Below are 20,766 nucleotides of genomic sequence, written 5' to 3'. Positions count from 1 at the left end.
CGACGCGATGGGGGGCGGCGGTGACCGAGGCGCGCGGCACCACATCGAGCCGGGCGGTGCTCGGCGTGGTGTTTCTGCTGGTGCTCGGCTTCTCCTACAGCGAGGAGATCGTCAGCGGGGTCTTCGAACTCATCGGCCAGGCGGACAACGAGGAATGGCGCATCGCGCTGATCGTTGTCGACCTGGCGATCCAGGCCGGCGTGGCCGCCTTGAAGCGATCCATCGGCCGGGCCGACGGCAGTCCCCCGCGGCTGTGGCGCGCGTGGTGGCTGGGCTTCGTGATCGTGATGGGCGCCGACCTCGTCCTGTTGGGTCTCACCGACAGCCCGCCGGTGTGGGTCGACGTGCTGTCCTCCACCCTGTTCGCGGCAGCGCTGACGGTCCTCATGACGACGTCGCTGAACGCCGATCCGTTGACGTTGTTCAGTTCGTCCCGGCGGGCGCGGACGCCCGTCGACTGGCGGCGGGTGCGGGCGATCGTGCCGCTGATGGTCGGTGTCTTCGCCTGCTATCTCGCGGCGACGATCTACATCGACTACTTCGACGTGGACGTGGTTCGCGCGCTCGACCCCGAAACGGCAGCCGAGGTCGAGCAGCTGCCGCTGACAGAACAGCTGGCCATCAAGACCCAGTTGTGTTCGGGCGCAGTCGCTCCCGCCTACTTCCAGCAGATCGTCGCCATCATCCCGCTGTTGCTGCTGACGCTCGGCGTCGAGTTCAACTATTTCCGCCGCACCCTCGAGGATCCCGCGCAGCGCGCCGCGACCGCCGCGACGGTGACCCTGCTGTCCTTGGCCCTGGTGGCCGCGTTGTCGACGCTGCCCTGGGTCGGCCAGGGATGCGACGAGATCCTGGCCGCCTGGCACGAATACCTGGCGTTCATCGTCACCGTGCAAGGCGTCTTCACCGGCTTGGCGACGCTGGTGTGGGTGCTGGTGGCCAGCACCCCCGACCGGGCCGACACCGCGCCCTGATCAACAGCCGCGTTGCACGAACGCCTTCACGAATCCCGCCCCCTGGTAGACGTACATCCACGCCCAATACGGCACCGAGAGGTCGACGGGCACGCCCACCATCACCACCTCGCCGTCGAAGCAGCGCTCCATGAGGTAGCGCGCCCGGGATACGTGCGGGGTGTAGGTCACCACCATGACGGTCTGCCAACCCCGTTCGGCGGCCAGCCGACCCAGCTCGCGGGCCTCCCCCCGCGTCGTCGGCGGATCCGGCTGGAAACACTCGACGGTGAAGTCGGACCCATCCTCGGCGCAGTACTGGTCGACCTGGCCGCCCGGGTTGGACAGCACCAGGTGCGGCGCCCAGCCGCGGTGCGCCAGTTCCAACCCGTACAAGTACCTCGCCTCGGGCGCGTCCCCACCGACCACCAGGATCGCGTCGGCCGCCCGCGGGGTGTCGACGCGCGGCTGCACGAACACCGGGAAGCCCGCGACCACCACGACCACGGACAGCAGCACCACCGCCAACAGCGTTGCCGCCCAACGCTTTATCACACGATCGACCCGATGATCCCGTCGAGGATGTCGTGTTCGCTGACCGTCAGGCTGGCGATGCCGGCGCGCTCGCCGAGTTCGCGGGCCAACTCCTGCACCACGATCGCGCCGCCGCCGATCACGTCGACCCGACCCTCGTGCATGGGCCCCAGCGCCGCGCGCTGCTTGCGCGTCATCCCGATCAGCTCGTCGCACACCGGCAACAGATCACCGAAACTCACCTGCGACAGGTGAATCGCCTCGGAATCGTAGGTCGTCAGCCGCCGCGCCAGGGCCACGATGGTGGTGAACGTGCCCGCCACCCCCACCCAGGTGCGTGCATTGTCGACCGGCACCGCCGCCAGCGCCTCGTCCAGCCGCTCGCGGATCACCGTGCGCGCCTCGGCCACCTCGTCGGCGGTGGGCGGATCGGAGTGCAGGCAGCGTTCGGTGATCCGCACGCAGCCGATGTCCGCGGAGAACGACGCGTCGACGTGCCGCTCGCCGCGCACCACCTCCGTCGACCCACCACCGAGGTCCACCACCACGAAAGGCGCTGCGGCAGCGTCCAGTTCGTCGACCGCGCCCAGGAAGGACAGCTCGGCCTCCTCGGTGCCGGAGATCACCTCGGCGACCGTCCCGGCCACGACGGCACCCAGCACCTCGGCGGTCATGGCGAAGAACTCCTCGCGGTTGGCCGCGTCCCGGGTCGCCGAGGTCGCCACCATCCGTACCCGCGACACGTCGTGACTGCGCATCAGCGTCGCGTAATCCTCCAGGGCCGCGCGGGTCCGGGCGATCGCCTCGGGATCGAACTGTCCCGTCGCGTCCACGCCCTGCCCCAACCGCACGATCCGCATCTCGCGATGCACGTCGATGACGGCGCCGTCACGCACCTCGGAGATCAGCAACCGGATGGAATTGGTCCCGCAGTCGACCGCTGCCAGGCGCGGGTTATTCGCCACTTCGCTCCTCATCGCCGTCGCTCCACAGTGCTTTGTCCAAAATCCCTGCCATGCCGGGCTCTTCGGCCAGGATGGCCAACGCCTCGTCGCCGAACGGGTTGACCCCGGGCCCCTTGGCCAACGAGTGCGCGATCACCACGTGCAGGCACTTCACCCGGTCCGGCATGCCGCCGCCGGTGAACGTCGTGCCCAGCGACTCGATGGCGTCCCGCTCGGCCAGAAAGCTCTCGTGCGCGCGCAGGTAGGCCGCGGCCAACTCGGCGTCGGTGGCCAGTCGCTCGGTCATGTCCCGCATCAACCCGGAGGACTCCAGCCGGCTCGCCGCCGCCGTCAACGCCGGATGCGTCAGGTAGTACAACGTCGGAAACGGGGTTCCGTCAGGCAATTTCGGCGCGGTCTTCACGACGGCGGGTTCACCGTTGGGGCAGCGATAGGCGATCTCGAGCACGCCGCGGGGTTCCCGTCCGAGCTGGCGCGCCACCGCCGCCAGGTCTGCGGGGTCAACCACCGGGCTGTCCCGGTTCGGGCGGCAGGACCGGCTCGGGCGGCGGTGGCACCTGCCCGGGTTCGACGGGCGGGGCCGGCGGCGGCGGGGGCGCGCCGTGCGGCTCGTCGGCGATGGTCTTCCACAGCGACGTGTACCAGGGGTCGTTGTTGACCAACGCGGTCGGCGCGTCCTCGACGTCCTCGGCGACCACCGCTCCCGGCGGCAGTTGCACCTGGTACGGAATTTCACCGGGCATCACGAAACCCAGCCGTTCGCGGGCTTGGGCGGCGATGAACGCCGGGTCGGCGAGTTTGACCTTCTGCTCCTCGAGTTCGGCGATTTCGGCGCGCAACGCGGCCTCGCTGGCGGTCAGCTGCCGCATCTCGGTGCGCTGCGCGAAGTAGGTGCGCACCGGGCCCGCGATGGTCAGCGTCAGCACGCACACCACCACGGCCAGCACGGCGGCCCGGCGGGCGGTGAAACCCATCCGCTGTTCGGACTGCAGTTCGGCCGCCTCGGCGATCGACTGCCGAACCGGCTCGATGACTTCAGGTTTCGCCTTCTCCGCGGTGGGTTTGGCGGTCTCCTTGCGCGCCGAGCCCGCGGCCGGCTTGGTGACCGGTTTGCGCGCGCCACGGCCCGGGGCCCCGCTGCGACCGGCCGCCGCCGGCCGTGAGGTCGGTGACCGTCGTTTGGGGTCGGGCCGCTTCGCGTCGGACATCAATAGGCCAGGCTACCGGCTATTTCGCCTCGTACCTCGGGAAAGCCAGGTCACCGGCGTAGCGCGCGGCGTCGCCCAACGTCTCCTCGATGCGCAGCAGCTGGTTGTACTTGGCCACCCGCTCGCTGCGCGCCGGCGCACCGGTCTTGATCTGACCGCTGCCCACCGCGACGGCCAGATCGGCGATCGTGGTGTCCTCGGTCTCGCCGGAGCGATGGCTCATCATCGTGCGGTAGCCGCTGTTGTGCGCCAGCGACACCGCGTCCAGGGTCTCGGTGAGCGTGCCGATCTGGTTCACCTTCACCAGCAGCGCGTTGGCGGCGCCGCGCTCGATGCCCTCCTCGAGGCGCTCCGGGTTGGTGACGAACAGGTCGTCGCCGACGAGCTGGACGCGGTCACCGATCGCGGTGGTCAGCGCCACCCAGCCGTCCCAGTCGTCCTCGGAGAGCGGATCCTCGATGGACACCAGCGGGTAGGCGTCGATCAGCTCGGCGTAGAACTGCGACATCTGCTCGGCGGTGCGGGTCTCCTTCTCGAAGGCGTAGCCGGTGCCCTCGGTGTAGAACTCGGTGGCCGCCACGTCCAGGGCCAGCGCCACGTCGGTGCCGAGCTTGAAGCCGGTGGCCTCGATGGCCGAGACGATCAGGTCGAGCGCCGCGCGGGTGCTGGCGACGTCCGGGGCGAAGCCGCCCTCGTCGCCCAGGCCGGTGGCCAGGCCCTGCTTCTTGAGCACAGCCTTGAGCGAGTGGTAGACCTCGGTGCCCCAGCGCAGCGACTCCTTGAACGTGGGCGCGCCGATCGGGGCGACCATGAACTCCTGGACGTCGACGCCGGTGTCGGCGTGCGCACCGCCGTTGAGGATGTTCATCATCGGCACCGGCAGGATGTGCGCGTTCGGGCCGCCCAGGTAGCGGAACAGCGGCAGCGCGGCGCTGTCGGCGGCGGCCTTGGCGATGGCCAGCGAGGCGCCGAGGATCGCGTTGGCGCCCAGCCGGGACTTGTCCGGGGTGCCGTCGAGATCCAGCAGGGCCTGGTCGACGATGCGCTGCTCGTCGGCGGAGATGCCGATGACCGCGGGCGCGATCTCGTCGAGGACGGCCTCCACGGCCTTCTCGACGCCCTTGCCGCCGTACCGGTCGCCGCCGTCGCGCAATTCCACGGCCTCGTGCTCGCCGGTGGAGGCGCCGGACGGGACCGCCGCGCGGGCGTAGGTGCCGTCGGTGAGCGCGACCTCGACCTCGACGGTCGGATTACCGCGCGAGTCGAGGATCTCCCGGGCCGCTACCTGCTCGATGATGGGCACTGAAGTCTCCTTTGCGTGTGGGGCTCGAAGGTCAGGCCCTCAAAGGCCAGCGCTAAGCCTAAAGCGTGCCGGTTACGCCCGCGGCGATGGCTCGTGATCGCGCGCTACAACGCGGCCTACAGCGAGTAGCCGTTGGCGTAGGCGGTGGCCCAGTCCCGCACCATCCGGGCGTAGGAATCGGAGTGGTTGTAGGCGCGCAGCGCGGCCATCCAGCCCTTGGGTTCGGACAGGTCCTTGCCGCGCCAGCACAGATAGCCCGCCGCCGACAGGGCCGCGTCGTCGATGTTGTCCGGATCCACCTCGCCGTCGTTGTTGGCGTCGACGCCGTAGAGCTTCCAGGTCTCCGGGATGAACTGCATGGGGCCCATGGCCCGGTCCAGGTCGGCGTCGCCGTCGAACACGCCGCCGTCGGTGTCGGGGATGTGCATGTTGCCGGCCGTGCCGTCGAGTTGCACGCCGCGGATCGGCGGGGTGACGTCGCCGTTGGGCGCGACCGTGGCGCCGCGATAGGTGCCGTGGTGGCTCTCCACCTGACCGATGCCCGCCAGCGTGGTCCAGGCCAGCTTGCATTTGGGGTTGACCACCTCGGCCACCCGGGCCGCGTACGCGTACGCCTCGAGCGCGGTGACCGGCATCTTCATCCCGGGCGCCCGCTCGGCGGCCCACTCGTGCAGCTGATCGGCGGGCCTGCCGTCGGCCTCGATGTCGACGGCCGGAACCGGGTCACCGGGCGGCGGGGGAACGCCGTCGGGAATGGGATTGCCCAGGCGCCAGGAACAACTCGAAGCCATCAGCACCGCTGCCACGCCCAGCACCGCGGCAGCCTGCAGCCAACGCTTCGACACAGGCCTCCCTCACCCTTTCGATCCGAGCCATCGTCCCATGCCGACCGCGTACATCGACGCTTCGGGAGCGCTGATCGAAGATATTCCACGCACCGAAGCCCGCTGCTAAGGTGAGGCATACCTCATGCTGGCAATTATTGCCAGCGTTGCGTGGCGTCATAGCAAGGACACCAGATGATGACCGACGGCGAGATTCCGGCCGCGCTGCTTGCTGCGAGCCCCAGTGTGTCATCGCAGGTGTTCGGGAGCGGTTTGATCGGCCTGCGCGAGGGCCTGGAAGCCGCCATCATCGTCATGGTCCTGGTGGCGTTCCTGGTGAAATCCGACCGCCGCGACGCGCTGAAATGGGTGTGGTTGGGGGTCGGCGCAGCAATCGCCATGACGGTGGCGGTCTTCGTGGGGATCCAGCTCGGCGAGAACACCATCAGCGGACTGGCCGCCGAGGCCATCGCCGGTGTCGCCTCGCTGATCGCCGTCGTCATCGTCACCACCATGGTGCTGTGGATGAAGCGGGCCGCCGCGGGCCTGTCCGGGCAGTTGCGCGCCGAGATGGCCGAGGCCCTCGAGACCGGGGCCCTGGCCGTCACCGCGCTGGCGTTCCTGGCCGTCGGGCGCGAGGGCGTGGAGACCGCGCTGTTCATGGTCGGCTACGCCGAGGCCGAAACCCTGTGGCCGCTAACGGGTCTGATCGTCGGTGTGCTGGTCGCCGCGGCCATCGCCTACGGCATGTACAAGGGCGCGGTTCGCCTGGATCTCGGGAAGTTCTTCACCTACACCGGTGTGTTCCTGGTGTTCGTGGCCGCCGGCGTGCTGTCCTACGGCATCGGTGCACTGCAGACCGTCGGATGGCTGCCCGGCCTGGCCAACAGGGCTTTCGACATCACGTGCTGGTTCAACTGGTCGTCCTGGTACGGCGAGGTCATCCAGGGCATCTTCAACATCACCCCGACCCCGACCGTGCTGCAGCTGATCTGCTGGCTGGCCTATGTCGCGGTGGTGCTGGCGCTGTTCCTGCGCCCCGCCGCGCGGCGCCCCAAGCCTGATCCGAATACGGACCCGGAACCCCTAACCGAAGCTGAGAGGTCAACCACGTGAATCGTTTCCCGATGCCCGCCAAGGCCGGTGTCGCCGCCGCGGCGGCCCTGTTGACCGGTGTTGCGCTGTCCAGCTGCACCGCCAAAGAGGCCGACACGGCCGACGGCGCATCCCCGGCATCGGAGATCACGGTGACCGCCACCGACGATTCCTGCGAGCTGTCCAGCACCGAGGCAGCCACCGGTGCCACCACCTTCGTCATCACCAACGAGGGCAACAAGGTCACCGAGTTCTATGTCTACGACGACGGCGACCGGGTGATGGGCGAGGTCGAGAACATCTCCCCCGGGTTGAACCGCAAGCTGATCGTGCAGCTCGGTCAGCCCGGCACCTACCAGACCGCGTGCAAGCCGGGCATGGTCGGCGACGGGCTGCGCGGCGACTTCACCGTCACCGGTGACGCCGTGGAGATCGACACCGAGGGCAAGTTCAAGGAGGCCGCCGACAGCTACAAGCGGTATGTGAACAGCCAGACCGATGCGCTGATCCCCGCCACGCAGCTGTTCGTCGACGCCATCAAGGCCGGCGACATCGAGGAAGCCAAGAAGCAATACCCCATCGCCCGTACGTATTACGAGCGCATCGAGCCCGTCGCCGAGTCGTTCCCCAACGATCTGGACCCGCGCATCGACCTGCGCGAGGCCGACCTGTCCGAGGGGCAGAAGTGGACCGGCTTCCACCGCCTGGAGAAGGACCTGTGGCTCGACGGCCTGCAGCCCGACACCAACGCGATCGCCGACCAGCTGATGTCCGACATCCGCGAACTCGACGCCGGGGTCAAGGATCCGGAGTGGAAGATCGACTCGACCCAGATCGCCGGTGGCGCACAGGGTCTGCTCGACGAGGTGGCCACCAGCAAGATCACCGGCGAGGAGGACATCTTCAGCCACACCGATCTGTGGGACTTCAACGCCAACGTCCAGGGTTCGCAGACCGCGGTCGCCTCGGTGCGACCCATCCTCGATGAGCGTGACCCCGAACTGGGCAAGCGGGTCGACGAGCGTTTCGCCGAGGTGGAGAAGCTGCTGATGCGGCTGCGCGCCGGTGACGGGTTCGTGTCCTACGACACCGTCACCGAACCGCAGCGTCAGGAACTGTCCCGCGCCATCGACGCGCTCAGCAAAGAGGTGAGCCAGGTGCAAGGTGTCATCGCCGGACAATGAGCCCGGCGAAACCGTAAGGGGGCGTTCGGGATTCTCCCGACGCAAGCTGCTCGGCGCGGCGGGTGTGGGTGCCGCCGTCGCCGGGGCCGCCGGGGCCGGTGTCGTCACCGGACGGGCCTCGGCCGCCGACAGCAGCACCGCGCAACTGCAGCTCCCGGTGCCGTTCCGCGGCGACCGGCAGGCCGGCATCGTCACCCCGGCGCAGGACCGGATGCACTTCGCGGCCTTCGATGTCACCACCGAGGACCGCGACGCGGTGGTGCAGATGCTGCGCGAGTGGACCCAGATGGCCGAGCGGATGGCGCGCGGCGAGGAGACCACCGAGGGCGGTGCCGTCGGGCTCAATCCGTATGCGCCGCCGACCGATACCGGCGAGGCCCTGGGTCTGCCGGCCTCGCAGCTGACCCTGACCATCGGGTTCGGCCCGTCGTTCTTCGGCACCGAGACCCGGCCGCGGTTCGGGCTGCGCGGACAACGCCCCGCGCTGCTGCAGGATCTGCCGAAGTTCCCCAACGAGACCATGGACCCGGCCCGCAGCGGCGGCGACATCTGCATCCAGGCCTGCGCCAACGATCCGCAGGTCGCGGTGCACGCGGTCCGCAATCTGGCCCGGGTGGCCTTCGGCACCGCGGCGGTTCGCTACTCGCAGTTGGGTTTCGGGCGCACCTCGTCGACCACGCGCGACCAGAGCACCCCGCGCAACCTGTTCGGGTTCAAGGACGGCACCAACAACGTCAAGGCCGAGGACACCGACGTCCTGGACAAGCAGGTGTGGGTGGCCGCCGGCGACGGCCCGGACTGGTTGACCGGCGGCAGTTACCTGATCGCGCGGCGGATCCGGATGCGCATCGAGCAGTGGGACCGCACCACGCTGCTCGAACAGGAACGGGTGATCGGCCGCACCAAGGGCAGCGGGGCGCCGATCGGACTGGCCGACGAGTTCGAGCCGCTGAACCTCGACGCGGTGACCTCCGACGGCGAACCGCTGATCGACCCGCTGGCGCACGTGCGCCTGGCCGCACCGGAGCGCAACCACGGCGCCGAGATGCTGCGCCGCGGTTACAACTTCACCGACGGCACCGACGGGTTCGGCCACCTCGATGCCGGGTTGTTCTTCATCGCATTCGTGCGCAACCCCGAGAAGCAGTTCATCCCGATCCAGGCCGAACTGGCCCGCCAGGACCTGCTCAACGAATACATCACCCACACCGGTTCAGCGGTGTTCGCGGTCCCGCCGGGGGTCCCCGACGGCGACGACGGCGCCTACTGGGGCTCCACGCTCTTCGGTTGAGGTGCTCAGGATTCCGCACCGAGACGGCCGGACAATCGCCCGTGGCGCTGCGCCGAATCCTGGTTCAGGCCAACGATGTCGACGGACTTGCCGCGGGCCCGGTACTTGGTGGTGATGGCGTCGAGCGAGGCCACAGTGGAGGCGTCCCAGACGTGTGAGCCCGACACGTCGATGATCACCCGGTCCGGATCCTCGGTGTAGTCGAACTGGTACACCAGGTCGTTGCTGGAGGCGAAGAACAGCTCCCCGGACACCCGGTAGGTGACCAGGGCGCCGTCGTCGTCGGAGCTCTCGGTGCGCTCGACGGTCATGAAGTGCGCGACGCGGCGGGCGAACAGCACCATGGCGGTCAGCGTGCCGACGATCACCCCGTAGGCCAGGTTGTTGCTCACCACCGTGACCACGACGGTCGCCAGCATCACCAGGGTCTCGCTGCGCGGCATCCGCCGCAGCGTCGCCGGGGCCAGGCTGTGCCAGTCCAGGGTGGCCACCGACACCATGATCATCACCGCCACCAGCGCGGCCATCGGGATCAGGCCGACGATGTCGCCGAGGCCCACCACCAGCGCCAGCAAGAACGCGCCGGCCAGGAAGGTGGAGATGCGGGTGCGCGCGCCGGAGACCTTCACGTTGATCATGGTCTGGCCGATCATCGCGCAGCCGCCCATCCCGCCGAAGAAGCCGGTGACGACGTTGGCCACGCCCTGCCCCCAGGCCTCCCGGGTCTTGTTCGAGTGGGTGTCGGTGATGTCGTCGACCAGCTTGGCGGTCAGCAGCGACTCCAGCAGCCCCACCAGCGCCATCGCCAGCGCGTACGGCGCGATGATCTGCAGGGTCTCGAGCGTCCACGGCACCTGCGGGAAGAACAGCGTCGGCAGGCTCGACGGCAGCTCACCCTCGTCGTGCACGTTCGGCAGGTCGAGCTTGCAGACCACCACGACGACGGTGAGCACCACGATGGCCACCAGCGGCGCCGGCACCGCGGTGGTGAGCTTGGGCAGCAGCACGATGATCAGCAGGCCGACGGCGACGAACGGGTACACCAGCGCGGGCACCCCCAGCAGGTGCGGCAGCTGGGCCATGAAGATGAGGATGGCCAGCGAGTTCACGAAGCCGACCATGACGCTGCGGGGGATGAACCGCATGAGCCGCGCCACGCCGCAGACGCTGAGCAGGATCTGCAGGATGCCGCCGAGGATCACGGTGGCCACCAGGTAGTCGAGGCCGTATTCGCGCACCAGCGGGGCGATCACCAGCGCGATCGCGCCGGTCGCCGCGGAGATCATCGCCGGCCGGCCGCCGGTGAACGCGATGGTGACGGCCATGGTGAACGAGGCGAACAGCCCGACGCGCGGGTCGACCCCGGCGATGATGGAGAACGAGATGGCCTCCGGGATGAGCGCGAGCGCGACCACCAGACCGGCCAGCACCTCGGTCTTGAGGCGCCGCGGCGAGCGCAGGGCGGCGAGCACCGAAGTGCTTGCGGCGCCGTCGGCCTCCCGGCCGGACGTAGTGGACATCGTGCTAATCCGCGTCGGCCGGCCAGGCCGACCGCCACTCGTCGGCCGAGGCCGCGCCCAGCGCGGAGGTGTCGATGTCGCCGCGGGCGGCGGCGATGGCGCGCTCGGCGGCGCGCACCCGGTCCATGAACGCCAACACCGTCGCGCGCAGGTCGTTCTCGGTGTCGCGGTCCGGGGACAGCGTGACGGTCAGCATGTCCGCGGGGAGCAACTCGTCGGGCAGCCCGGCCTGCTGCGCGCGCGAGATCACCTTCTGCGCCAACGCCAGGGCGGGCTGGGCGGTGGGCACGTCGTCCATCGCGGAAGTGCGTGCCTGCACGGCTTTTTCGGCGGCCTTGCGTTCCTCCCACTGGGCCAGCTGATCCTCGAGCGAGATCGACTCGCCGGCCAGCACCGCGGGCACCCGGTTGCCGAGCTTGCGGACCAGCGCGTCGGCCACGTCGTCGATGGTGAACGGGTGCGCGGGCGAATCCTGGGCGATGCGGGCGTGGAACAGCACCTGCAGCAACACATCTCCGAGTTCCTCGCGCAGCTGCTCGGCGTCGCCGTCGCGCACCGCGTCGAACAGCTCGTAGGTCTCCTCGAGCAGATAGCGCCGCAGCGAGTCGTGGGTCTGCTCGCTCTCCCACGGTCCGTCGGTGCGCAGCTTGTCCATCATCGCCACGGCATCGACCAGCCGTTCGCCGGGCTGTGACTCCGGCGCGGCGATGACCGTCTCCCCCGCGGCGATGCGGGCCGCCACGGCCGGGTGGTTCGGGTCCGAGGACAGCAGCACCTCGACCGGTTCGTCGCTGACCGGCCGGGCGTTGGGCAGCGACCACGGCACCTTGACCGGCATTTCCTCGGTGTACTGCACGGGGCCGGCCAGGAGTTCGACGGCGTCGACGGGGATCAGCGTCGGGCGGCGCGGGTCGACCAGGATGACGGTCATCTGGCTGGACCCCCTGACACGTTTCGACGAGACCGTTGATTTTGCTTCTACCAACTTAGTCGGGGCCCGCTGGCTGGTGAAAATCGGCAAAGCCGGGGCGGCCGGCACCTTGTTCCCCGACACGGCGATGGCCGCCCTGCCCGCAGACAAGGCGGCCACCGTGTCAGGAGTTCGTGACTCAGGACTCCGGCTCGAAGGGTTCGTCAGGGATCACCCAGTGACCCGGCGTCTCCTCGAAGAACGGGTTGACGATCCCGTTCACCGTGGGCTGTTGGGTCAGTTGGCCGGGAGGGATTCCGTAGAACGGGTTCGGCACCCCGTTGATGACCGCCGAGTTCTTCAGCTGCCCCGGGGGGATGTGACCGGGCGGAAGCCCGAAGTGGTTGTCCACCCCGGGGAACTGCACCTCCGGCAAGTCCACGTCGGGAAGGTTCACACTCGGCACGTTCACATCCGGAACATGCACTTCCGGCACGTTGACGTCGGGGACGTTCACCTCCGGCACGTTCACGTCGGGAACGTTCACAGCCGGCACGTTCACATCAGGTACATGCACGCCGGGCACGGGCACCGGCGGCGGCTCCGGTACGTCCGGTTGTGCCTGCACTAGGCCCGCACCCAAACCAAGGGCGCCCAGGCCGAGTGCACCCGTCATCGTCGTTGTCGCTGCCAATTTCTTGAGGTTCATCCGTAACTCCTTCGCCTCGTTTCACCGCGTCGCACACCACAAACTCGGTGCCCATTCGCGTGATTTTCGGTTTAGGAAATTGCTTGACCGCCCACGTCAGACGGTCGACGCCCACGGTTTGGACGACAACGCAACACCTTGACCCCCGGTGTGTATGTCGTGTCCCCGACGGGAGGCGTTAACAGCGGCGGGCGATCAATCGACCTTCGCCGGCTCGCCGTGCAGCGCCCGCAGCAGCCCAGCCACCATCTCCACCAGCTCCAGGTCCCGGATCCGCGGCGATCCGACCCCGCCGGTCCGCGGGATCGGCACCTGCACGGTGGCGGTGGTGGCCCGGTAGCTGGCCCCGGGATAGACCCGCTTGAGCCGCAGCTGGGCGGAGTCCGGCAGCGTCAGCGGCGACAACCGCAGGGTCGCGGCCTGGCCGGCGGCCCCGGTGGCCGACAGTTCGGTGACCCCGTAGGAGCGGCACAGCAGCCGCAACTGGGCCACCGCGACCAGTCGCTGCGCGGGTTCGGGCAGCGGGCCGTAGCGGTCGACCAACTCCTCGACCACCGCGCGCACCGCGTCGTCGTCGGCGGCCGCGGCCAGCCTCCGGTAGCCCTCCAGGCGCAACCGGTCGCTGCCGATGTAGTCCGGCGGCAGGTGCGCGTCGACCGGAAGGTCGATCCGCACATCCTTGGGTTCGGTTGGGCCCGAGACGGTTTGGCCGTCGGCCACGGCGCGGTAGGCCTCCACCGCCTCGCCGACCAGCCGCACGTAGAGGTCGAAGCCGACGCCGGCGACGTGGCCGGACTGCTCGGCGCCGAGCACGTTGCCGGCCCCGCGGATCTCGAGGTCCTTCATCGCCACGGCCATGCCGGCGCCGAGTTCGTTGTTCTGGGCGATGGTGGCCAGCCGGTCGTAGGCGGTCTCGGTCAGCGGCATCTCGGGCGGATACAGGAAGTAGGCGTAGCCGCGCTCGCGGCTGCGGCCCACCCGGCCCCGCAGCTGATGCAGCTGGGAGAGCCCGAAGGTGTCGGCGCGCTCCACGATCAAGGTGTTGGCGTTGGAGATGTCCAGGCCGGTCTCGACGATGGTGGTGCAGACCAGGATGTCGAACTCCCGGTTCCAGAACCCCTCGACGGTCTTCTCCAGCTGTTCCTCGGGCATCTGTCCGTGCCCGACGACGACGCGGGCCTCGGGCACCAGGGCGCGCACCCGGGCGGCGGCCTTGTCGATCGAGCTGACCCGGTTGTGGATGTAGAACGCCTGGCCGTCGCGCAGCAACTCGCGGCGCAGCGCGGCGGCCACCTGCTTGTCGTCGTGCGGTCCGACGTAGGTGAGCACCGGGTGGCGCTCCTCGGGCGGGGTCAGGATGGTCGACATCTCGCGGATGCCGGCCAGGCTCATCTCCAGGGTGCGCGGGATCGGGGTGGCGCTCATGGTGAGCACGTCGACGTGGGTGCGCAGGCTCTTGATGTGTTCCTTGTGTTCGACGCCGAATCGCTGTTCCTCGTCGACGATCACCAGTCCGAGGTCCTTCCAGCGCACCCCGGTCTGCAGCAGCCGGTGGGTGCCGATCACGACGTCGACCGTGCCGTCGGCCATGCCGTCGACGACGGCCTTGGACTCGGTGTTGTCGGTGAACCGCGACAGCCCCTTCACCGTGACCGGGAAGCCGGCCATCCGCTCGGTGAAGGTCTGCAGGTGCTGATCGGCGAGCAGCGTGGTGGGCACGAGCACCGCGACCTGCTTGCCGTCCTGGATGGCCTTGAACGCCGCCCGAACCGCGATCTCGGTCTTGCCGTAACCGACGTCGCCGCAGATCACCCGGTCCATCGGGACCGGCTTCTCCATGTCGGCCTTGACCTCGGCGATGGCGGTCATCTGGTCGACGGTCTCGGTGAACCCGAACGCGTCCTCCATCTCGGCCTGCCACGGGGTGTCCGGGCCGAACGCGTGGCCCGGCGCCGCCTGACGCTTGGCGTAGAGCGCGACGAGTTCAGTGGCGATCTCGCGAACGGCCTTGCGCGCCTTGGTTTTCGTGTTGCTCCAGTCGCTGCCGCCCAGCCGGCTCAGGCTCGGTGCCTGACCGCCGACGTAGCGGGACAGTTGATCCAGCGAGTCCATCGGCACGTAGAGGCGGTCCGAACCGCCGCCCCGTTTGGCCGAGGCGTACTCGAGCACCAGGTACTCCCGGCGCGCGCCGCCGACGATGCGCTCGGTCATCTCCACGAACTTGCCGATGCCGTGCTGATCGTGGACCACCAGGTCGCCGGCCGTGAGCGCCAGTGGGTCCACGGTGTTGCGCCGCTTGGCCGCCAGCCGCTTGCCCTCGGTGGCGGTGACCCGGTTGCCGGTCAGGTCGGTCTCGGTGACGATCACCAATTCGGCGCCGGGGATCACCAGGCCGTGGTGCAGCGGGCCGCGCAACACCCCGACCACGCCCGGCTGGGGTTGCTGACCGGGCTCCAACAGCGTTGCGGGCGTGTCGTTTTCGGACAGCTGTTCGATGACACGGTTGGCGGTGCCCGCCCCCGGGGTCACGACGGCGGCGCGCCCGCCGGTGACGACGTGGGCGCGCAGCATCGCGAAGATCTCCTCGAGCGACTGCTGGCTGCGCGCCGAGGGCGACGGCCGGACGTCGAGTTCGATGGCGGCTTCATCGGGCAGCTGGCTCAGCGTCCACCACGGGTGGTCGCCGGCCATCGCGGCGGCCCGCACCTCGCCGAGTTCGCGGAACCCGGACCCGCCGAGCTGCTCGATGTCGATCGGGGCGTCGCCGCCGACGGCGGCCACCGACCAGGACGCCTCCAGGAACTCGCGGCCGGTCTTGATCAGGTCGGCGGCGCGGGTGCGCACCTTCTCCGGGTCGCACACCAGCACCGGGGTGCCCGGGGCCAGCTGGTCGGTGAGCAGCGCGGGGTCCTCGGCGAGCAGCACCGGCATGAGCGCCTCCATGCCGTCCACCGGAATGCCCTCGGCGAGCTTGGCCAGCATGTCCGCGACGCTGCCAGCCACCGTGTTGGTCAGCGCGTCCGGCGAGGGCTTGCCCTGCATCAGCTCGGCGGCGCGGGCCCGCACGTCCTCGGTGAGCATCAGCTCGCGGCACGGCACCGCGATCACGAAGTCCACCGGGATCTCGGTGATGGAGCGCTGGTCGGCCACGGAGAACATCCGCATCTCGGAGATCTCGTCGCCCCAGAACTCGACCCGGACCGGGTGTTCGGCGGTGGGCGCGAAGACGTCGAGAATGCCGCCGCGCACGGCGAACTCGCCGCGCTTGCCGACCATGTCGACGCGGGTGTAGGCCAGGTCGACCAGCCGGGCGATGGTCTGGTCGAAGCCGGGCTCGCCGCCGACGGACAGCAGGACCGGCTCGGTCTGTTCGGCGGTGGCCAGCCCGCGGGCCATCGGCTGCAGCAGCGAGCGCGCCGTCGTCACCACCACGCGCAGCGGCGGTCCCAGCCGGGTGTCGTCGGGGAAGGCCAGCCGACGCAGCAGCAACATCCGCGCGCCGACGGTCTCCACGCCCGGTGACAGGCGCTCGTGCGGCAGCGTCTCCCAGGACGGGAACAGCGCCGCGCCCTCGCCGAAGACCCCGCGCAACTCGGCGGTCAGGTCGTCGGCCTCCCGGCCGGTCGCGGTGACCACCAGCAGCGGCCCCTGTCCAGCCAGGGCCGCGGCAACCAGGAACTGCGCGGGAGCGGGACCGACCAGCCGCAATTCGCCGGGTCGTTCGGCCGTGCGGGCCATCAGATCCACGAAGGTCGGCGCCGTCAGCGCCAGGTCGGTGAGCCCCGCAATCGGGGTTTGAACATACGGGTGCCCCGGTGCGGTCATGATGAAAGCCATTGTATGGCGCGCGAAAAAAGTCAGTCGGGCGGCAGCATGTGAAATCCGTCGGGATGGTCTGCGCCTGTTTAGGCGGTCACTCGTCCTGCAGGTGCGGGTCGGCCTCCAGGTGCGTGAGCCCGTTCCACATCAGATTCACCAGGTGGGCGGCCACCACTTCCTTCTTCGGCTCGCGGGTGTCCAGCCACCACTGGGCCGTCATCGACACCGAACCGACCAGTGCCTGCGCATACAACGGTGCCATCCCCGGATCCAGGCCGCGGCGGGAAAAGTCACCGGCCAGGATCGAACTGACCTGATTGACCGCGTCGTTGAGCAGCGTCGAGTAGGTGCCCGAGGTGATCGCCGCCGGCGAGTCGCGGATCAGGATGCGAAACCCGTCGGTGCGCTCCTCGACGTAGGTCAGCAGGGCCAGGGCCACCCGCTCGATGCGGACCCGGGAACGGTTGTTGGTCAACGACGACGTGATGCCGTCGAGCAACGCCGACATCTCGCGGTCGACGACCACCGCGTAGAGCCCCTCCTTGCCGCCGAAATGCTCGTAGACGACGGGTTTGGAGACGTTGGCGCGCTGGGCGATCTCCTCGATGGAGGTGGCGTCGTAGCCGCGCTCGGCGAACAGCGACCGGGCGATGTCGATGAGTTGACGTCGACGTTCACTGCCGGTCATCCGGGCCCGCGGCGCCCGTACCTCTTTCTCCGGAGCTCCCACGGGCACCAGCGTATAGACTGCCGACCGCAATAGTCCGTCGTGGTGTAATCGGCAGCACCTCTGATTTTGGTTCAGATAGTTCAGGTTCGAGTCCTGGCGACGGAGCAGTCGAAGGAAGCCCATGACGACACAGCGCGAATCGGCGCCCGCAACAGCATCCGAGACCGTCACCGTGGTGTTGGCCGCCGGGGCCGGCACCCGGATGAGCTCCGACACCCCGAAGGTGCTGCACACGCTCGCAGGGCGCAGCATGCTGGCACACGCGTTGCACGCGGTGGCCAAGGCCTCGCCGAGCCACCTGGTGGTGGTGCTGGGCAAGGATCGCGAACGCATCGCGCCGACCGTGGCCGAGCTGGCCGAGACGCTGGGCCGCCGCATCGACATCGCCGTGCAGGACCAGCAGCTGGGCACCGGTCACGCCGTCCTGTGCGGGCTCTCCGCGCTGCCCGACGATTTCCACGGCACGGTGGTGGTGACCTCCGGCGACATCCCGCTGCTCGACGCCGACACCCTGGCCGCGCTGACCGAGGGGCACCGCAACGAGCCCGCCGCCGTCACCGTGCTGACCACGACGTTGGAGGACGCCACCGGGTACGGCCGGATCCTGCGGACCCAGGACGGCGAGGTCATCGCGATCGTCGAGGAGGCCGACGCCACGCCGCAGCAGCGGGCGATCCGCGAGGTCAACGCCGGGGTCTACGCCTTCGACATCGACGCGCTGCGCTCCGCGCTCGACCAGCTGTCCTCCGACAACGCCCAGCACGAGCTGTACCTGACCGACGTCATCTCAATCGTGCGCGGCGAGCACAAGATCGTGCACGCCCAGCACGTCGACGACAGCACGCTGGTGGCCGGCGTCAACGACCGCGTGCAACTCTCCACGCTCGGCGCCGAACTGAACCGGCGCCTGGTGGCCGCGCTGCAGCGGTCCGGCGTCACGGTCGTCGACCCCGCCACCACCTGGGTCGACGTCGACGTCACCGTCGGACGCGACACCGTCATCCAGCCCGGCACCCAACTGCTGGGCACCACGACCATCGGCAGCAAGTGCGTGATCGGCCCGGACACCACGCTGGCCGACGTCCACGTGGGCGACGGCGCGTCGGTGGTGCGCACCCACGGCGGGCAGTCGCAGATCGGTGCGGGCGCCAGCGTCGGGCCGTTCGCCTACCTGCGGCCAGGCACCTCGCTGGGCGCCGACGGCAAGGTGGGCGCGTTCGTCGAGGTGAAGAACTCCGTGATCGGCACGGGCACCAAGGTGCCGCACCTCACCTACGTCGGCGACGCCGACATTGGTGAGCATTCCAACATCGGCGCCTCGAGTGTGTTCGTGAACTACGACGGCGAGACCAAGCGCCGCACCACCATCGGCTCGCACGTGCGGACCGGGTCGGACACCATGTTCGTCGCTCCGGTCCAGGTCGGAGACGGTGCCTACACCGGGGCCGGGACCGTGCTGCGCCAGGACGTGCCGCCGGGCGCGCTCGCGGTCTCCGAGAACGCCCAACACAACATCGAGGGCTGGGTGGAGCGCAAACGCCCCGGTAGCGCGGCCGCCGAGGCCGCCCGCAAGGCCCAGGACGAGCGGTAAGCGCGGCCGGGACTACCCCAGTTGTTGGCAATCCGGTAACCCGGCAACGCATCGCGGCCAACGCTACGTACGATTGCCCATGCGGCCGGTACCGTGCTGGCCAGTTACCAACCCCAAGGCCAAGGGCAGCGCTGAAGTGACCTACGAGTGGACCGACAACCGCAAGAACCTGATGTTGTTCGCGGGGCGAGCACATCCCGAACTTGCCGACCAGGTCGCCAAAGAACTTGATGTACACGTCACCGCGCAGACCGCGCGGGACTTCGCGAACGGCGAGATCTTCGTCCGGTTCGACGAATCGGTGCGCGGCAGCGACGCCTTCGTCCTGCAGAGTCACCCCGCCCCGGTGAACCAATGGCTGATGGAACAGCTGATCATGATCGACGCGCTCAAGCGTGGCAGCGCCAAGCGCATCACCGCGATCCTGCCGTTCTATCCCTACGCCCGGCAGGACAAGAAGCACCGCGGCCGCGAGCCCATCTCCGCGCGCCTGGTCGCCGATCTGCTCAAGACCGCCGGCGCCGACCGCATCGTGTCGGTGGACCTGCACACCGACCAGATCCAGGGCTTCTTCGACGGACCCGTCGACCACATGCGCGGGCAGTCGCTGCTGTGCGGCTACATCGGCGAGAACTACTCCAACGAGGACATGGTCGTGGTGTCCCCGGACTCCGGGCGCGTGCGCGTCGCCGAGAAGTGGGCCGACTCGCTCGGCGGTGTCCCGCTGGCGTTCATCCACAAGACCCGTGACCCACTGGTGCCCAACCAGGTGGTGTCCAACCGCGTCGTCGGCGACGTCAAGGGCAAGACCTGCGTGCTCACCGACGACATGATCGACACCGGCGGCACCATCGCCGGCGCGGTCAAGCTGCTGCAGCAGGACGGCGCCAAGGACGTGATCATCGCGGCCACCCACGGCGTGCTCAGCGATCCGGCCGCGCAGCGACTGGCCGACTGCGGCGCCCGCGAAGTGATCGTCACCAACACCCTGCCGATCGCCGAGGAGAAGCGCTTCCCGCAGCTCACCGTGCTGTCGATCGCCCCGCTGCTCGCCAGCACCATCCGCGAGGTGTTCGAAAACGGTTCTGTCACCGGCCTTTTCAATGGATCGGCCTGATATGGCCGCGAAGATCTATCACAACCCGAAGTGCAGCACGTCGCGCAAGACGCTGGATCTGTTGCGGGACAACGGCCTTGAGCCCGAGGTGGTGCAGTACCTCAAGACGCCGCCGAGCCGCGCCGAGTTGGTGCAGATGATCGCTGACGCCGGCATCGAGGTCCGGCAGGCGGTGCGCAAACGCGAGGCGCTCTACGCCGAGTTGAACCTGGCCGACGCCGGCGACGACGAACTGCTCGACGCCATGGCCGAGCACCCCATCCTGATCGAGCGGCCGTTCGTCGTCACCGACAAGGGCACCCGCTTGGCCCGACCGATCGACGCGGTGCACGAGATTCTGTGAGTCGCCGGCTGTGCGCGGCCGCGGCCGCCGCCCTGCTGGCGTGCACGGCCTGCGGGACGCCGGCGCCGGACTACCAGTCGATCTGGTCGAGCTCGGCGACGACGGCTCCGCCGACGAGTTCCGAACCGCCCGTTCCGTTCTCGCAGTATCTGGCCGGTGTCGGCGTCCAGGGTGAGGCGGTGGCGCTCGCGGACCTGACCGACATCTCGGTCACCCTGGTGCGCCCCGACGGGTGGAGCACCTACCGCAACGAGAACCTGGCACCGACAACCGAGGGCATCGCCAAGAACAACACCTACCCCACCGCGACCGTGTTGGTGTTCCGGCTCGAGGGCGGCTTCGACGTGCCCGCGGCCATTGCGCACGCCAACGCCGACGCGCTGCTCTCCCCCGGCTTCACCAAGCTCAACGAATCCTTCGACGACTTCGACGGGTTCCCGTCGGCCATGATCGAGGGCAGCTACTTCGGGCCGTCCGAACCGGGCTCCGAACCCCCACGGCTGCACAGCTACAGCCGGATCGTCATCCCCGTCACCCCCGAACCGGAGTTCCAGCGCTACCTGGTGCAGCTGACCATCACCGGCCTGGCCGACCGGGCCGTCGCCGACTCGGCGGACATCGAGGAGATCATCAACGGATTCGAGGTCACGGTCGCCTGAGCGGCGCGCAT

General features: G+C 69.1%; 19 protein-coding genes and 1 tRNA gene. 9 read left to right on the top strand and 11 right to left on the bottom strand.

Going from position 1 to position 20,766, the window contains the following annotated elements:
• The first annotated feature begins 20 nt into the window (after positions 1-20).
• Positions 21-974, top strand: coding sequence for a hypothetical protein (locus EL338_RS04590; protein ID WP_126332647.1), 954 nt, complete (start codon positions 21-23; stop codon positions 972-974).
• On the opposite strand, the gene EL338_RS04585 is transcribed toward EL338_RS04590, so the two are convergent.
• The 6 genes from EL338_RS04585 to EL338_RS04560 form a co-directional block, all read right to left on the bottom strand.
• A complete protein-coding gene (locus tag EL338_RS04585; RefSeq protein WP_235666372.1) occupies positions 975-1,508 on the bottom strand; it encodes a YdcF family protein in 534 nt (177 codons plus the stop codon).
• Positions 1,505-2,452 carry a Ppx/GppA phosphatase family protein gene (locus tag EL338_RS04580; RefSeq protein ID WP_235666371.1) on the bottom strand — a complete coding sequence of 316 codons (948 nt, stop codon included), beginning with the start codon at positions 2,450-2,452 and terminating at the stop codon, positions 1,505-1,507. Before EL338_RS04580 ends, EL338_RS04585 begins: the two co-directional genes overlap by 4 nt.
• Positions 2,442-2,960 carry a DUF501 domain-containing protein gene (locus EL338_RS04575; protein ID WP_126332645.1) on the bottom strand — a complete coding sequence of 173 codons (519 nt, stop codon included), beginning with the start codon at positions 2,958-2,960 and terminating at the stop codon, positions 2,442-2,444. Before EL338_RS04575 ends, EL338_RS04580 begins: the two co-directional genes overlap by 11 nt.
• Positions 2,953-3,660, bottom strand: a complete 708-nt coding sequence (locus EL338_RS04570) for an FtsB family cell division protein (RefSeq protein WP_126332644.1) — start codon at positions 3,658-3,660, stop codon at positions 2,953-2,955. Before EL338_RS04570 ends, EL338_RS04575 begins: the two co-directional genes overlap by 8 nt.
• A 19-nt stretch (positions 3,661-3,679) precedes the next feature.
• Complete coding sequence (eno, locus tag EL338_RS04565; RefSeq protein WP_126332643.1) at positions 3,680-4,963, bottom strand: phosphopyruvate hydratase; 1,284 nt, start codon at positions 4,961-4,963, stop codon at positions 3,680-3,682.
• Positions 4,964-5,079: 116 nt separating this feature from the next.
• Positions 5,080-5,754, bottom strand: a complete 675-nt coding sequence (locus tag EL338_RS04560; protein ID WP_126336677.1) for a lytic transglycosylase domain-containing protein — start codon at positions 5,752-5,754, stop codon at positions 5,080-5,082.
• A gap of 231 nt (positions 5,755-5,985) precedes the next feature.
• Between EL338_RS04560 and efeU the strand changes: the two genes are divergently transcribed.
• Genes efeU through efeB form a run of 3 tightly spaced genes read left to right on the top strand, consistent with a single transcriptional unit; the run spans position 5,986 to position 9,357 of the window.
• Positions 5,986-6,903 carry an iron uptake transporter permease EfeU gene (efeU, locus tag EL338_RS04555; RefSeq protein ID WP_435404920.1) on the top strand — a complete coding sequence of 306 codons (918 nt, stop codon included), beginning with the start codon at positions 5,986-5,988 and terminating at the stop codon, positions 6,901-6,903.
• A gap of 11 nt (positions 6,904-6,914) precedes the next feature.
• On the top strand, positions 6,915-8,066 hold the full coding sequence (gene efeO / locus EL338_RS04550) for an iron uptake system protein EfeO (protein ID WP_126336676.1): 1,152 nt from the start codon (positions 6,915-6,917) through the stop codon (positions 8,064-8,066).
• Positions 8,047-9,357 carry an iron uptake transporter deferrochelatase/peroxidase subunit gene (efeB, locus tag EL338_RS04545; RefSeq protein ID WP_126332641.1) on the top strand — a complete coding sequence of 437 codons (1,311 nt, stop codon included), beginning with the start codon at positions 8,047-8,049 and terminating at the stop codon, positions 9,355-9,357. The genes efeO and efeB overlap by 20 nt, the downstream gene beginning before the upstream one ends.
• A gap of 5 nt (positions 9,358-9,362) precedes the next feature.
• Here the strand turns inward: efeB and EL338_RS04540 are convergent, their stop codons facing one another.
• From EL338_RS04540 to EL338_RS04520, 5 genes are all read right to left on the bottom strand, one after another.
• Positions 9,363-10,877 (bottom strand): SulP family inorganic anion transporter, encoded by a 1,515-nt coding sequence (locus EL338_RS04540; protein ID WP_126332640.1) that lies wholly within the window; start codon positions 10,875-10,877, stop codon positions 9,363-9,365.
• A 4-nt stretch (positions 10,878-10,881) separates the two neighbouring features.
• Positions 10,882-11,808 carry a nucleoside triphosphate pyrophosphohydrolase gene (locus tag EL338_RS04535; protein ID WP_126332639.1) on the bottom strand — a complete coding sequence of 309 codons (927 nt, stop codon included), beginning with the start codon at positions 11,806-11,808 and terminating at the stop codon, positions 10,882-10,884.
• A 178-nt stretch (positions 11,809-11,986) separates the two neighbouring features.
• Complete coding sequence (locus EL338_RS04530) at positions 11,987-12,496, bottom strand: hypothetical protein (protein WP_126332638.1); 510 nt, start codon at positions 12,494-12,496, stop codon at positions 11,987-11,989.
• Between the two features lie 195 nt (positions 12,497-12,691).
• The gene (gene mfd / locus EL338_RS04525; RefSeq protein WP_126332637.1) at positions 12,692-16,321 is read right to left on the bottom strand and encodes a transcription-repair coupling factor; all 3,630 of its coding nucleotides are present in this window, start codon (positions 16,319-16,321) and stop codon (positions 12,692-12,694) included.
• Positions 16,322-16,409: 88 nt separating this feature from the next.
• Entirely contained in the window at positions 16,410-17,003 is a 594-nt protein-coding gene (locus EL338_RS04520) for a TetR/AcrR family transcriptional regulator (RefSeq protein ID WP_235666473.1), read from the bottom strand.
• A 75-nt stretch (positions 17,004-17,078) separates the two neighbouring features.
• Here EL338_RS04520 and EL338_RS04515 point away from each other — a divergent pair.
• From EL338_RS04515 to EL338_RS04495, 5 genes are all read left to right on the top strand, one after another.
• Positions 17,079-17,150: transfer RNA gene (locus EL338_RS04515), tRNA-Gln, on the top strand.
• Between the two features lie 16 nt (positions 17,151-17,166).
• Positions 17,167-18,636, top strand: coding sequence for a bifunctional UDP-N-acetylglucosamine diphosphorylase/glucosamine-1-phosphate N-acetyltransferase GlmU (gene glmU, locus EL338_RS04510; protein WP_126332635.1), 1,470 nt, complete (start codon positions 17,167-17,169; stop codon positions 18,634-18,636).
• Between the two features lie 136 nt (positions 18,637-18,772).
• Positions 18,773-19,753, top strand: a complete 981-nt coding sequence (locus EL338_RS04505) for a ribose-phosphate diphosphokinase (protein WP_126336675.1) — start codon at positions 18,773-18,775, stop codon at positions 19,751-19,753.
• A 1-nt stretch (position 19,754) separates the two neighbouring features.
• A complete protein-coding gene (arsC, locus tag EL338_RS04500) occupies positions 19,755-20,096 on the top strand; it encodes an arsenate reductase (glutaredoxin) (RefSeq protein WP_179967162.1) in 342 nt (113 codons plus the stop codon).
• A complete protein-coding gene (locus tag EL338_RS04495) occupies positions 20,093-20,755 on the top strand; it encodes an LpqN/LpqT family lipoprotein (protein ID WP_126332633.1) in 663 nt (220 codons plus the stop codon). Before arsC ends, EL338_RS04495 begins: the two co-directional genes overlap by 4 nt.
• The last annotated feature ends 11 nt before the right edge of the window (positions 20,756-20,766 follow it).

The organism is Mycolicibacterium chitae, from assembly GCF_900637205.1.
GTDB classification, from domain to species: Bacteria; Actinomycetota; Actinomycetes; order Mycobacteriales; family Mycobacteriaceae; genus Mycobacterium; species Mycobacterium chitae.
This window is presented reverse-complemented; position numbering and strand designations above follow the sequence as displayed.

Excerpts from the sequence above, each read along its gene's own strand:
- EL338_RS04570 (WP_126332644.1), bottom strand. The coding sequence starts at position 3,660 with ATGTCCGACGCGAAGCGGCCCGACCCCAAACGACGGTCACCGACCTCA.
- mfd (WP_126332637.1), bottom strand. The coding sequence starts at position 16,321 with ATGACCGCACCGGGGCACCCGTATGTTCAAACCCCGATTGCGGGGCTC.
- arsC (WP_179967162.1), top strand. The coding sequence starts at position 19,755 with ATGGCCGCGAAGATCTATCACAACCCGAAGTGCAGCACGTCGCGCAAG.
- efeO (WP_126336676.1), top strand. The coding sequence starts at position 6,915 with ATGCCCGCCAAGGCCGGTGTCGCCGCCGCGGCGGCCCTGTTGACCGGT.
- glmU (WP_126332635.1), top strand. The coding sequence starts at position 17,167 with ATGACGACACAGCGCGAATCGGCGCCCGCAACAGCATCCGAGACCGTC.
- EL338_RS04560 (WP_126336677.1), bottom strand. The coding sequence starts at position 5,754 with ATGGCTTCGAGTTGTTCCTGGCGCCTGGGCAATCCCATTCCCGACGGC.
- EL338_RS04535 (WP_126332639.1), bottom strand. The coding sequence starts at position 11,808 with ATGACCGTCATCCTGGTCGACCCGCGCCGCCCGACGCTGATCCCCGTC.
- EL338_RS04520 (WP_235666473.1), bottom strand. The coding sequence starts at position 17,003 with ATGACCGGCAGTGAACGTCGACGTCAACTCATCGACATCGCCCGGTCG.
- EL338_RS04530 (WP_126332638.1), bottom strand. The coding sequence starts at position 12,496 with ATGAACCTCAAGAAATTGGCAGCGACAACGACGATGACGGGTGCACTC.
- EL338_RS04540 (WP_126332640.1), bottom strand. The coding sequence starts at position 10,877 with ATGTCCACTACGTCCGGCCGGGAGGCCGACGGCGCCGCAAGCACTTCG.
- efeU (WP_435404920.1), top strand. The coding sequence starts at position 5,986 with ATGACCGACGGCGAGATTCCGGCCGCGCTGCTTGCTGCGAGCCCCAGT.